Genomic DNA, 12,799 nt, shown 5'->3' on the forward strand with positions numbered 1-12,799 from the left:
GTCAGGGCCGTCACGTACTGTCGATCCATGCCACGCCGCACTGCGACGATGCTCGCCTCCACCCTCATGCTGTTCGCGCTGCTCTGCGCAGGGGTGTTCATCAAGGTCCCGTACTCGGAAATGAGCCCGGGCCCGACGGTGAACACGCTCGGCGATTCGCGCGGCGAGCCCGTCATCAGCATCGCGGACCACAAGACGTACCCGACCAGCGGGCACCTCAACATGACGACGGTCCGCGTCACCGGCGCCGACTACGACATGAACCTGCTGGAAGCGGTCTACGGCTGGCTGTCCGACGGCAACATCGTCCTCCCGCACGAGAACCTCTACCCGGACGGGAAGACGGAGGAGCAGTCCACCCAGGAGAACGCGGAGGAGTTCAGCCAGTCGCAGGAGAGCGCCAAGGTGGCCGCCCTCAAGCAGCTGGGCACCCCGGGCGTCACCACCCGCGTCGTGGTCGCCACCGTGGTCAAGGGCAGCCCCGCCGAGGGCAAGCTGCACGCCGGAGACGTGATCCGGGCCGTGGACGGCAGTGCGGTCAACGCCCCCGAGGACGTGGCCAAGCTCGTCACCAAGCGCAAGGCCGGCGAGCCGGTCGAGTTCACCATCGTGCCCGCCGCCGAGGCGGCCGCGGCCGAGAAGGCGCACCGCGAGCCCACCGGCTCGTCCAAGGTCGTGATCACCACCGCCAAGGCGGAGGGCGACGGGCACGCCATCGTCGGCATCCGGGCGGGCACCGACCACACCTTCCCGTTCACGATCGACATCAAGCTGGCCGACGTCGGCGGCCCGAGCGCGGGCCTGATGTTCGCCCTCGGCATCGTGGACAAGCTCACGCCCGGCGATCTCACCGGCGGCAAGTTCGTCGCGGGCACCGGCACCATCGACGACGCGGGCAAGGTCGGCCCCATCGGCGGCATCCAGATGAAGACGATCGGCGCCCGCCAGGCCGGCGCCGAGTACTTCCTGACGCCCGCCGAGAACTGCGCATCGGCCTCCCAGCACATCCCCGACGGCCTGACCCTCGTCAAGGTCTCCACCATCGACGACGCCACGAAGGCGCTGGAGAAGATCAGCAAGGGGGACACGGCCGGGCTGCCGCAGTGCGGCAAGCCCTGACCGGTACCGACCCGTACCCGTACTCGCCCCGTACCGCCCGTAGCGCCCGTACCGGTTCCCCGGCCGCCCGCTCAGTCCAGGAACGTGGCGGCCAGCGCCTCGGCCAGCCCCGGCACCAGGCTCGCGCCGGTCAGCACCTCGGTCGACGAGTCCTTCTCGCGCAGCCGCACAGCGGACTCCCGCGACCCGTCGCGCAGCACGCCCACCGTGAGGCGCACCTCCTGCCGGTCCGGGTGCGCCGCGACCCACTTGGCCAGCTGCTTGTCGCTGAGCCCCTCCGGTACGGAGGCCTCCGCGGACGGCGGCAGCATCAGCCGCTCCACCGTCAGCGCACAGCCCACGATCGACGGGGGCCAGGCGATGGTTCCCAGGAACTTGTCCAGCGGCGTGCCCTTCGGCACCTCGTCCTGCTCGATCGGGGTCAGCTGGCTCTTGCCCGCGTCGTCCTGGTCGAGGCCGAGCTGGCCCGCGAGCCGCGGCTCCGACTTGCGCAGCCTGGCGGTGTCGACGAGCGCGAACAGCCGGGCGGGCTTGTCCCAGCCGAGGGAGGAGGCGTACTCGTCGATCTCTAGGACGGCACGCGTCAGGGGGGTGGCGGCCATCGGCGTGCCGCCCGGGGAAGGCGAAAGGTTGGACATGGACAACATCCTGCCTCCTTTCCGCCCGATACCGGGAACTGACTAAAGCCTCAGTAAGTTGCATGAGTGGGCCCTACCATCGGGGGCCCAGCTTTTGAACTGTCCCGCAACGAGACTCAGCGACTTTCGAGGTGCGCACCTTGGCTTTCCAGATGCCGGACCGCGGCGGAGGCCCCTCCGGGCCACGGATGAGAGTCGGCCGCCCCTCCCGGCGCGCCCGCACTCTTCTGATGACCTTGGGCGTACTGGCCGTCCTGGCCATGGCGTTCATCATGTTCGCGGGCTTCTGGACGGACTGGCTCTGGTTCCGCTCCGTGAAGTACTCCACGGTCTTCACCACCACCCTGTGGACCAAGATCGGCCTCTTCGCCGTCTTCGGCCTGCTGATGGCGGGTGCCGTCGGGCTGAACATCTGGCTGGCGTACCGGCTGCGGCCGCCGCTGTCCGCGATGTCGATGGAGCAGCAGAGCCTCGACCGCTACCGGATGAGCGTCGCCCCGTACAAGAGGTGGCTGCTCTTCGGGATCGCGGCGCTCGTCGGCATGATCGCGGGCGCCTCGGCGGCGGGCCAGTGGAAGACCTGGCTGATGTATGTGAACGGGGTGTCCTTCGGGCAGAAGGACCCCCAGTTCCACCTGGACGTGTCGTTCTACACCTTCGACCTGCCCTGGTACCGCTTCCTGCTCGGCTTCGGCTTCGCCGCGGTCGTGCTGTCGGTGATCGCCGCGGTCGTCGTCCACTACCTGTACGGCGGACTGCGCGTGACGAGCCCGGGCGCCCGGGCCACCGCCGCCGCGACCGGGCACCTGTCGGTGCTGCTCGGCCTCTTCGTGACGCTCAAGGCGCTCGCGTACTGGCTCGACCGGTACGGCCTCGCCGTGAAGTCCAGCGACTTCAAGGCCGCGGACAACTGGACCGGCCTGCGCTACGTCGACGCGAACGCGTACCTGCCGGCGAAGACGATCCTCGTCGCCATCGCCGCCATCTGCGCCGTGCTGTTCTTCGCGACGCTGTGGCGCCGCACCTGGCAGCTGCCGGTCATCGGCTTCGGCCTGATGGTGCTCTCGGCGATCCTGATCGGCGGGCTGTACCCGGCGATCGTGCAGAAGTTCCAGGTCCAGCCGAACGAGCAGGCCAAGGAATCGCCGTACGTCGAGAAGAACATCAAGGCGACGCGCGACGCCTACGGGATCGACCGCGCGGACGTCAAGGACTACCCGGGCGTCCCGCAGACCGAGGACAAGTCCAAGCTGCGCGAGGCGGCCAACACCACCGCCAGCGTCCGGCTCCTCGACCCGAACATCGTCTCCCCGGCCTTCCAGCAGCTCCAGCAGGTCAAGGGTTACTACGCCTTCCCGTCCACGCTCGCCGTGGACCGGTACAGCGGCCAGGACACGGTCATCGGGCTGCGCGAGCTGAACATCGGCGGCATCCCGAAGAACAACTGGATCAACGACCACTTCAAGTACACGCACGGCTACGGCGTGGTCGCGGCCAAGGGCACGACCGTCAAGGACGGCGCCCCCGACTTCACGCAGTCCGACCTGCCCTCCAAGGGCATGTTCGGCAAGGACTTCGAGCAGCGCATCTACTACGGCGAGCAGACGAAGCAGTACTCGATCGTCGGCGGACCGCAGAAGGAGCTCGACTACTCGGACGACAAGGGCGAGAAGGAGACGAGCTACAAGGGCGACTCCGGCGTCAACCTCGACAACCCGGTCAACCGGGCGGCGTACGCGCTCGCGTTCAGCGAGCCGCAGATCCTCTACTCCGGCGCCATCGGCGACGGCTCGCGGATCCTCTACCACCGCACGCCCAAGGAGCGCGTCGAAGCCGTCGCCCCGTGGCTGACCATCGACGGCGCCCCGTACCCGGCGGTCATCGACGGCCGGATCAAGTGGATCGTCGACGCGTACACGACGACGAACGGCTACCCGTACGCCTCGCGCACCACGCTGGGCCAGAGCACCGCGGACTCCCTCACCAACAGCCAGCGCGCCGTGGTGGCGCAGGAGAACCAGGTCAACTACATCCGCAATTCGGTCAAGGCCACCGTCGACGCCTATGACGGAACGGTCAACCTGTACCAGTGGGACACCGAGGACCCGGTCCTCAAGACCTGGATGAAGGCGTTCCCGGGAACGGTCAAGCCCAAGAGCGACATCTCCAAGCCGCTCATGGACCACCTGCGCTACCCGCAGGACCTCTTCAAGGTCCAGCGCGAGCTGCTCACCCGGTACCACGTGACCGACCCGCAGACCTTCCTCAGCGGCAGCGAGGCCTGGGCCGTCCCGGACGACCCGACGACCAAGGCCGGCACGGCGGTCCCGCCGTACTACCTGTCGATGAAGATGCCGGACCAGAAGGAGAAGGACCAGGTCTTCTCGCTCACGACGACGTTCACGCCGAACGAGCGGGACAACCTGAGCGCCTTCATGGCGGTCAACGCCGATCCGGGCACCCCGGACTACGGCAAGATCAGAATCCTGAAGCTGCCGACCAGCAAGCCGGTCGACGGCCCCAAGCAGGTGCAGAGCAAGTTCCAGTCGGAGCCGAAGATCGCCGAGTCGATCCGGCTGCTGCGCGGCGGCGACTCCGAGGTCGAGTACGGCAACCTGCTCGCGGTGCCGCTCGACGGCGGGATGCTGTACGTGGAGCCGGTGTACGTGCGCAGTTCGGGGCTGAAGTACCCGCTGCTGCGCAAGGTGCTGGTGACGTACGGGAACCAGACGGCGTTCGAGGACAGCCTGGAGAAGGCGCTGAACGTGGTCTTCGGGGCGGAGGCGCCGACGGTGCCGACGACTCCGGTGACCCCGCCGGGCGAGGGCACCACCACGCCCCCGGCCGCCACGGACCCGACGGTCAAGACGGCCCTCGACGACGCGAAGAAGGCGATCGAGGCGGCCGAGAAGGCCCGTCAGGCAGGCGACTGGGCGGCCTTCGGCAAGGCGCAGGACGACATCAAGGCGGCGCTGCAGCGGGCGATCGACGCGGAGGCGAAGCTGACGGCCCCGAAGCCAGGGGGTTGACGGGTAATGGCTCAGTCCCGCGTCGTGATACTGTGGTTTCACCGACGCGGGGTGGAGCAGCTCGGTAGCTCGCTGGGCTCATAACCCAGAGGTCGCAGGTTCAAATCCTGTCCCCGCTACTGAAGATGAAGGCCCGGATCCATGGGATCCGGGCCTTCGTCATGTCCTGGCTCATCAGGTCGTTCGTCATGTCCAGGAGGACACGCGGGGGTCATGAGGTAGCTGAGACGGGTGAGTTGGGGCGGGAGCGTGTTTGACTTATCTCTCTGTGGGCATGTCGACAAAACGCTGTAGTGACCTCACAGGCTGCGACATACCAGGTGTACGCGGGTAGCAGGTGATGCGACGATGGGATTTATGGGGGACAGGTCAACTCTGCTGGAGACAGGGCGGTTTGTGAGGGCGGAAGTCGAATCGGGCGCAGAGGCCAACGAGGAGGCTCCGGTCGTTAACGCGCAGACCGCACTGACCGATGCGGATTTCGCGGAAGAAATGTTCGCCGAGACCGACCCGGCGAGCGACACCGAGCTGGAAGCACGGCACCGGGTCGCGGCCGACCGGGGGGACCCGGGCGCGATGAGCGTGCTCGGGGCGCTGCTGCTGCGCCGCGGCGACCTGGCCGGCGCCGAGCCGTACCTGCGCGGCGCCACCGCGGAGGGGGACCGCGCCGCCGCGAACAACCTCGGGGTGCTGCTGCTCCAGCGCGGGTACCCCGAGGAGGCAGCCGGCTGGTGGCGGGTCGCCGCCGTGGCCGGATCCGCCCCGGCCGCACACGCGCTGGGCCGCCACTTCCGCGAGCGCGGGGACGAGCCCGCCGCCGAGTACTGGCTGCGCCAGGCGGCGGAATCCGGCCATGCCCTGGGCGCGTACGGACTCGCCGACCTGCTGGAGCACCGCGGCGACAAGGGCGTGGAGCGCTGGCTGCGCCAGGCGGCCGAGCAGGGGCACCGCGAGGCCGCGTACCGGCTGGCCCGGCACCTGCGCAAGGGCGACCCCACCGAGGCCGAGCAGTGGTACCGGCAGGCCGCCGCGCGCGGGCACCGGCGCGCCGCGCTGCACCTGGGCGCCCTCCTGGAGGCGCGCGGGGAGCTCAAGGAGGCCGGGCGCTGGTACCTGACCTCCGCCAAGCAGGGCGAGGCGCGGGCGGCGTGCGCGCTCGGCTTCCTGCTGCGCGACGCCGGCGACGAGGAGAGCGCCGTCGCGTGGTGGAACCGGGCCGCGCAGGACGGCGACGGCAACGCCGCCAACGCGCTGGGCGCCCTGCACGCCGCGCGGGGGGAGACCCAGACCGCGGAGAAGTGGTACCGGACCGCCATGGACGCGGGCGACCAGAACGGGGCGTACAACCTTGCTTTGCTGTGCGCCGCACAGGAGCGGACCGCGCAGGCCGAGCAGTGGTACCGGCGGGCGGCCTACGCCGGCCACCGGGAGGCCGCCAACGCCCTCGCGATCATGCTGCTCCAGGTCGGCGACGCGGCGGGCGCCGAGCCGTGGTTCTCGAAGGCGGCCGAGGCGGGCAGCGTCGACGCGGCGTTCAACCTCGGGATCCTGTTCGCGAGCCGGGACGAGGACCGGACGGCGCTGAAGTGGTACGAGCGGGCGGCGTCGGCGGGCCACACCGACGCGGCGCTCCAGGTCGGCATCGCGCTGGTCCGCGACGGCGAGGACCGGGCGGCCGAGCGGCACCTGCGCTGCGCCGCGGGCGGCGGCAGCGCGGAGGCGGCGTTCCGGCTGGCCGCGCTGCTGGAATCGCTGGCTCCGCCGCCGGAGCCGGTGGCGCTGGGCGAGCCGGCCGGCGGGGCCGAGCGCAGCGAGAGCGAGGAGTGGTACGAGCGCGCCGCGGAGCTGGGGCACCGGCGCGCGCAGGTGCGGGTCGGGATGCTGGCCGCGGCGCGGGGCGATGGCGCCGTCGCCGCGCGGTGGTACCGGGAGGCGGCCGAGGCCGGCTCCCGCAACGGGGCGTTCAACCTCGGGCTGCTGCTGGCGCGCGAGGGGAACGAGCCGGAGGCCGCGCTGTGGTGGACCCGGGCCGCGGTGGCCGGCCACGGCCGGGCGGCGCTGCGGCTGGGGCTGCTGGCCGCGCGGCACGGGGACCTGGCGGAGGGGCAGAAGTGGTGCGTCCGGGCCATGGAGCTGGGCCCGGCGGAGGTCTCCGAGCGGGCGGCCCGGCTCCGCGAGGCCCTGGCGGAAGAGCTCTCGGCCTGACCCAGGGCCGGGGGCGGGGCGATCGTTAAGCGATTTGCATCTCTCGGGTGGCGTCACGTAAAGTCGTGTTTACCGACGCGGGGTGGAGCAGCTCGGTAGCTCGCTGGGCTCATAACCCAGAGGTCGCAGGTTCAAATCCTGTCCCCGCTACTGAAGGCCGAAGGCCCGGATCCTCTGGATCCGGGCCTTCGGTCGTTTCACGGCGAAGACGTAAAGAAAGAGGGGCCCGGGAGCATCGCTCCCGGGCCCCTCCGCGTTCGTTACGCCCCCGCGCAGGCCGGGCACAGCCCGCGGTACGTCACCTCGACCGCCGACACCACGAACCCGAACCGCTCCGCGTCCGGCAGGTCGGCCAGCGGGTTGCCCGCCGGGTGCACGTCCCGGATCGCGCCGCACTGGGCGCACACCAGGTGCTGGTGGGGCTTGTGGGCGTTCGGGTCGTACCGCTTGGCCCGGCGGTCCGTGGCGACCTCCAGGACCTCGCCGAGGGACACCAGCTCGCCCAGCGTGTTGTAGACGGTGGCGCGCGAGATCTCCGGCAGCTTGTCCACCGCGCGCGCGTGCACCTCGTCGGCCGTCAGGTGAACGTGGTCACCGTCGAGCACCTCGGCCACGACGCGCCGCTGTGCGGTCATGCGCCATCCGCGTCCGCGAAGTCGTTCCAGCAGGTCACTCATGTACACCAGCCTAACAGCGAGGGATTCGGTGTAACTCCCGAACGTGTGCGGACTTGGAACCTTACTTGACTTAGACAAAGTCCATCGTAGGATCGAGTACGACAAGGGCCAAGGACAGGCACAGGCACATGGCAGGAATGACGCAGGAGGCGCACGTGACGCAGGGACCGCTCACCACGGAGGCCGGGGCTCCGGTCGCCGACAACCAGAACAGCGAGACGGCCGGCGTCGGAGGCCCCGTCCTGGTCCAGGACCAGCTGCTCCTCGAGAAGCTGGCCCACTTCAACCGCGAGCGCATACCGGAGCGCGTGGTGCACGCCCGCGGCGCCGGTGCGTACGGCACCTTCACGCTCACCCGTGACGTCTCGCAGTGGACCCGGGCGAAGTTCCTGTCCGAGGTCGGCAAGCAGACCGAGACGTTCCTGCGCTTCTCCACCGTCGCGGGCAACCTCGGTGCGGCCGACGCGGTGCGCGACCCCCGCGGCTGGGCGCTGAAGTTCTACACCGAAGAGGGCAACTACGACCTCGTCGGCAACAACACCCCGGTGTTCTTCATCAAGGACGCCATCAAGTTCCCCGACTTCATCCACACCCAGAAGCGCGACCCGTACACCGGCTCGCAGGAGGCGGACAACGTCTGGGACTTCTGGGGTCTGTCGCCCGAGTCCACCCACCAGGTGACCTGGCTGTTCGGCGACCGCGGCATCCCGGCGTCCTACCGCCACATGAACGGCTACGGCTCGCACACGTTCCAGTGGAACAACGAGGCCGGCGAGGTCTTCTGGGTCAAGTACCACTTCAAGACCGACCAGGGCATCAAGAACCTCACCCAGGCCGAGGCCAACCAGCTCGCCGGCGAGGACCCCGACTCGCACCAGCGCGACCTGCGCGAGTCCATCGAGCGCGGCGAGTTCCCGACCTGGACCGTGCAGGTCCAGATCATGCCGGCGGCCGACGCGGCCGAGTACCGCTTCAACCCGTTCGACCTCACCAAGGTGTGGCCGCACGAGGACTACCCGCCGATCGAGATCGGCAAGCTGGAGCTCAACCGCAACCCGGAGAACGTCTTCGCCGAGGTCGAGCAGAGCATCTTCAGCCCGGCGCACTTCGTCCCCGGCATCGGCCCGTCCCCGGACAAGATGCTCCAGGGCCGCCTCTTCGCGTACGGCGACGCCCACCGCTACCGCGTCGGCATCAACGCCGACCACCTGCCGGTGAACCGCCCGCACGCCACCGAGGCGCGCACCAACTCCCGCGACGGCTTCCTGTACGACGGCCGCCACAAGGGCGCCAAGAACTACGAGCCGAACAGCTTCGGCGGCCCGTTCCAGACCGACCGCCCGCTGTGGCAGTCCACCGCGGTCACCGGCGGCACGGGCAACCACGCCGCCCCGGTCCACTCCGAGGACGGCGACTTCGTCCAGGCGGGCAACCTCTACCGCCTGATGTCCGAGGAGGAGCAGGCCCGTCTGATCGAGAACCTGTCCGGCTTCATCGCCAAGGTCTCCCGTGACGACATCGCCGAGCGCGCGATCAACAACTTCCGCCAGGCGGACGGCGACTTCGGCAAGCGGCTGGAGGCCGCGGTCCAGGCCCTTCGCGGCTGACGGACCCGCTCGCCGAGAGTTGAAGGGCCGGACCCCTCGGGGTCCGGCCCTCCGGCTTTTACGCCGGTACGGTGCTGCGCCTCGCCGGGACCCAGCAGCGGATCACGTCGCGCACGGACACGATGCCGACGGGGCCGCCGTGCTCCAGCACGATCAGATGGCGGAAGCCGCCGCGGACCATCGCCTCGGCGGCCTCCTGGACGGTGGCCTGCGGGGTGCAGAACACCACGTTGTTGGTGGTGTGCGCGCTCACGGACTCCCGGTCGGGATCGTGGCCCGCGCCGATGGAGTTGAGGATGTCGCGTTCGGTCAGGATGCCGATGCCGCTGTGGTCGGGATCGAGGACGACGGCTGCGCCGACCCTGCGGCCGGACATCAGGCAGGCGGCCTGCCGGAGGGTGTGGGCGGGTCCGAGGGTGAGGATCACGGTGCTCATGGCGTCGCGGACGAGCATGAAGGGAGCCACCTCCTGGGGAGTGTCCTCCGCGCACTTAGAGAAGGTCTTCACAAGCGCACAAGCGGAGGAGTCTCAGATTCCCATGGGTACGCAGCGTCATCAAGAGGGCGCACCCGGTCGTCCGGGTGCAGTACCCGGGCGGCTCAGTCGCGCGGGCGCAGATACCTCAGCATCTCCTCGTGCAACAGCCCGTTCGAGGCGGCCGCGTTCCCGCCGTGTACGCCGTCCACGCCGTCCACGCTCGTGAACCGGCCGCCCGCCTCCTGGACCACGACCGCGATGGCCGCCATGTCCCACAGGTTCAGCTCCGGCTCGGCGCACAGGTCCAGCGAGCCCTCCGCGACCATCATGTACGGCCAGAAGTCCCCGTAGGCGCGGGTGCGCCAGCACTGCCGGGTCAGGTCCAGGAACCCGGGGAGGCGGCCCTGCTCCTCCCAGCCGCTCAGCGAGGAGTACGAGAACGAGGCGTCGCCGAGAGCGCCCACCTTCGAGACGCCGAGCGGTACGGGCGCACCGCCCAGCGCACCGCCGGCGTACGCGCCCCCGCCCTGCGCCGCCCACCAGCGGCGGCCCAGCGCCGGCGCCGAGACCACGCCGACCACGGGCCGGAAGACCCCGTCGGAGCCCTCCTCCATCAGCGAGATCAGCGTCGCCCAGACGGGGACGCCGCGCACGTAGTTCTTCGTGCCGTCGATCGGGTCCACGACCCAGCGGCGCGGGCCGCTGCCCTTGAGCCCGTACTCCTCGCCCAGGATGGCGTCGGCGGGCCGCGCGGCCTCGATGCCGGCCCGGACGATCTCCTCGGCGGCCTTGTCCGCCTCGCTCACCGGGGTCATGTCCGGCTTCGTCTCGACCTTCAGGTCGAGGGCGCGGAACCGCTGCATCGTGGCGGCGTCCGCCGCGTCGGCGAGCTCAAGGGCAAGGCGGAGGTCATCGTCATACTCGGGCATGCTCGAACAGTATCGGGACTGCCCGGACCCGGCGAACGGCGTCCACGGTGCGACCCTCAGGCGCCCTTGACAGGATCTGTCGGTCCGTCAACTCTGGCGGGGGAGCCGAGCGGGGAATCGGAGCGGGGGAAGTCGAGCGGGGAGGCGCACATGCCGGCAGCCCGGGAGTCCTTGCTGGAAGCGGCGGGAGCGGCGCTCTTGGCGCGCCCCTGGCCGTCCGTGCGGATGGTCGACGTGGCCGCCACCGCCGGGGTGTCCCGGCAGACCCTCTACAACGAGTTCGGCGGCAAGGCGGGCCTGGGCAGGGCCCTGGTGCGCCGCGAGGCCGACTGGTACCTCGAAGGGGTGGACCGGGTCCTGCGCTCCCCGGCCGCCACCGCCGAGCGCCTCGCCTCGGTTGCGGAGTGGACCGTACGGGCGGCCCGCGCGCGTCCCCTCGTACGGGCGCTGCTGACGGGGTGCTGGGACGGGAACTTACCCACGCCGCCCGGGCAGGGGGTGCGCCCCGGAGTACCGGCCCCCGGGCCGGGGGAGCTGGCCCGGGCCGTCCGCGACCGGGCCTCGGCCACGCTCAGCCCGGGGGAGGGGGCGCAGCGCTGCGAGCTCGCCGTACGCCTCGCGCTCTCGTACGTGATAGCGCCGGGCGAGGAGCCGGGGCTGGGGGAGCTGATGCGGCTGCTGCGCCTGCTCAGTGAGCCGAACCGGACAGCTGGAGGCCGATGACGCCGAGGATGACCAGCGAGATCGAGACGAGTTTGAGGGTCGAGACGAGGTCGCCGAGGAAGACCATGCCGTAGATGGCCGTTCCGGCGGCCCCGATGCCCGTCCAGACCGCGTAGGCCGGGCCCACGTCGAGCTTCTTCAGTGCCAGGGTCAGCAGCCCGAAGCTGCCGAGGGCGAAGGCGGCGAAGGCGATGGTCGGCCACAGCCGGGTGAACCCGTGCGACAGCTTGAGGCACACCGCGAAACCGGTTTCGAGGATTCCGGCGACGACCACCAGCAGCCAGGCCATGGCGAATGCCTCCCCGCGTCAGGTGACGTCGTGTCACGTGGTGCGATTATGCATTTACCAGACCCGGCGCGTGGCAAACCCCGCCGGACGATCAGTCTCCTTCGCGGCGCTCGCGGGTCTCCAGGAGCCGCCGCAGCGAGTACAGGCGCGCCGGATCCGCGTGGCCGTCCTCCACCCACTTGTCGAGCGCGCAGTCCTGCTCGTCGTGGCTGCAGGCCCGCGGACAGTCCTCCGTACCGGGAACGAGGTCGGGGAAGGCCAGGATCACCCGCGACGGGTCCACGTGGTGCAGGCCGAAGGAGCGCACGCCCGGGGTGTCGATGACCCAGCCGTCGCCACCCGGCAGCGGCAGCGCGAGCGCCGAGGTGGTGGTGTGCCGGCCGCGGCCGGTCACCGCGTTCACGTGCCCGGTGGCGCGCTGGCGGCCCTCGGCGACCAGCGAGTTCACCAGGGTGGTCTTGCCGACGCCCGAGTGCCCGACGAAGGCGGTGATCCGGCCGTTCAGGCGCTCGCGCACCCGGTCGGCGGCGTCGCCCGTCGCCAGCTCCTCGCGGTTGGTCACCACGTAGTTCAGGCCGAACGTGGAGTAGATCTCCAGGATCTTGTCCGCGGAGGTCAGGTCCGACTTCGTGAGGACCAGCAGCGGTTCCAGCCCGGCGTCGTACGCGGCGACCAGACAGCGGTCGATCATCCGGGGCCGAGGCTCCGGGTCGGCCAGCGCCGTGACGATCGCCAGCTGGTCCGCGTTGGCGACGACCACCCGCTCGTACGGGTCGTCGTCGTCCGCGGTGCGCCGCAGGACGGACTTGCGCTCCTCGATCCGCACGATCCGCGCGAGGGTGTCCTTCTTGCCGGTCAGATCGCCGACGATCCAGACCCGGTCGCCGACCACCGCCGCCTTGCGGCCCAGCTCGCGGGCCTTCATCGCGTGGATGGTGCGCCCGTCGACCAGGCAGGTCAGCCGACCGCGGTCGACGGTCAGGACGAAGCCCTCGGCCGCGTCCTCGTGTTTGGGCCGGATGGTGGTCCGGGGCCGGTTGCCCTTGGGGTTGGGCCGCTGGCGGATGTCGTCCTCGTCGGTGTGCTTGCCGTACCTGCGCATGAC

At 70.4% G+C, this 12,799-nt stretch carries 11 protein-coding genes and 2 tRNA genes; 7 read left to right on the forward strand and 6 right to left on the reverse strand.

Annotation, left to right across the window (positions count from 1 at the left end):
* Positions 1–27 precede the first annotated feature (27 nt).
* A complete protein-coding gene (locus tag IF02_RS0102795) occupies positions 28–1,119 on the forward strand; it encodes a PDZ domain-containing protein (RefSeq protein WP_030153529.1) in 1,092 nt (363 codons plus the stop codon).
* A 71-nt stretch (positions 1,120–1,190) separates the two neighbouring features.
* On the opposite strand, the gene IF02_RS0102800 is transcribed toward IF02_RS0102795, so the two are convergent.
* Complete coding sequence (locus IF02_RS0102800) at positions 1,191–1,766, reverse strand: PPA1309 family protein (protein ID WP_030153531.1); 576 nt, start codon at positions 1,764–1,766, stop codon at positions 1,191–1,193.
* Positions 1,767–1,909: 143 nt separating this feature from the next.
* On the opposite strand from IF02_RS0102800, the gene IF02_RS0102805 reads away from it, so the two are divergent.
* The 4 genes from IF02_RS0102805 to IF02_RS0102825 all read left to right on the forward strand — a co-directional run bounded on the left by IF02_RS0102805 (position 1,910) and on the right by IF02_RS0102825 (position 7,141).
* Positions 1,910–4,786: a UPF0182 family protein gene (locus tag IF02_RS0102805; RefSeq protein WP_051695645.1), complete on the forward strand. Its 2,877-nt coding sequence runs from the start codon at positions 1,910–1,912 to the stop codon at positions 4,784–4,786.
* A 45-nt stretch (positions 4,787–4,831) separates the two neighbouring features.
* Positions 4,832–4,905, forward strand: a tRNA-Met gene (locus tag IF02_RS0102810).
* 238 nt (positions 4,906–5,143) lie between these two features.
* On the forward strand, positions 5,144–6,991 hold the full coding sequence (locus tag IF02_RS0102820; protein ID WP_030153535.1) for a tetratricopeptide repeat protein: 1,848 nt from the start codon (positions 5,144–5,146) through the stop codon (positions 6,989–6,991).
* A 76-nt stretch (positions 6,992–7,067) separates the two neighbouring features.
* Positions 7,068–7,141, forward strand: a tRNA-Met gene (locus tag IF02_RS0102825).
* 110 nt (positions 7,142–7,251) lie between these two features.
* On the opposite strand, the gene IF02_RS0102830 is transcribed toward IF02_RS0102825, so the two are convergent.
* Positions 7,252–7,668, reverse strand: a complete 417-nt coding sequence (locus IF02_RS0102830) for a Fur family transcriptional regulator (RefSeq protein ID WP_030153536.1) — start codon at positions 7,666–7,668, stop codon at positions 7,252–7,254.
* A 137-nt stretch (positions 7,669–7,805) separates the two neighbouring features.
* On the opposite strand from IF02_RS0102830, the gene IF02_RS0102835 reads away from it, so the two are divergent.
* Entirely contained in the window at positions 7,806–9,275 is a 1,470-nt protein-coding gene (locus IF02_RS0102835; RefSeq protein WP_030153538.1) for a catalase, read from the forward strand.
* A gap of 58 nt (positions 9,276–9,333) precedes the next feature.
* Here IF02_RS0102835 and IF02_RS0102840 read toward each other — a convergent pair whose 3' ends face one another.
* Both IF02_RS0102840 and hisN read right to left on the reverse strand, forming a co-directional pair.
* The gene (locus tag IF02_RS0102840) at positions 9,334–9,729 is read right to left on the reverse strand and encodes a cyclic nucleotide-binding/CBS domain-containing protein (RefSeq protein WP_030153540.1); all 396 of its coding nucleotides are present in this window, start codon (positions 9,727–9,729) and stop codon (positions 9,334–9,336) included.
* A 146-nt stretch (positions 9,730–9,875) separates the two neighbouring features.
* Entirely contained in the window at positions 9,876–10,682 is an 807-nt protein-coding gene (gene hisN / locus IF02_RS0102845) for a histidinol-phosphatase (protein ID WP_030153542.1), read from the reverse strand.
* A 150-nt stretch (positions 10,683–10,832) separates the two neighbouring features.
* Between hisN and IF02_RS0102850 the strand changes: the two genes are divergently transcribed.
* The gene (locus IF02_RS0102850; RefSeq protein WP_030153544.1) at positions 10,833–11,405 is read left to right on the forward strand and encodes a TetR/AcrR family transcriptional regulator; all 573 of its coding nucleotides are present in this window, start codon (positions 10,833–10,835) and stop codon (positions 11,403–11,405) included.
* On the opposite strand, the gene IF02_RS0102855 is transcribed toward IF02_RS0102850, so the two are convergent.
* Positions 11,371–11,694, reverse strand: a complete 324-nt coding sequence (locus IF02_RS0102855) for a DMT family transporter (protein ID WP_030153546.1) — start codon at positions 11,692–11,694, stop codon at positions 11,371–11,373. The genes IF02_RS0102850 and IF02_RS0102855 overlap by 35 nt on opposite strands.
* A 91-nt stretch (positions 11,695–11,785) precedes the next feature.
* A complete protein-coding gene (rsgA, locus tag IF02_RS0102860; protein ID WP_030153547.1) occupies positions 11,786–12,796 on the reverse strand; it encodes a ribosome small subunit-dependent GTPase A in 1,011 nt (336 codons plus the stop codon).
* Positions 12,797–12,799 lie beyond the last annotated feature (3 nt).

The sequence above is a fragment of the Streptomyces sp. NRRL S-244 genome (genome assembly GCF_000717915.1).
Taxonomy (GTDB): Bacteria; Actinomycetota; Actinomycetes; order Streptomycetales; family Streptomycetaceae; genus Streptomyces.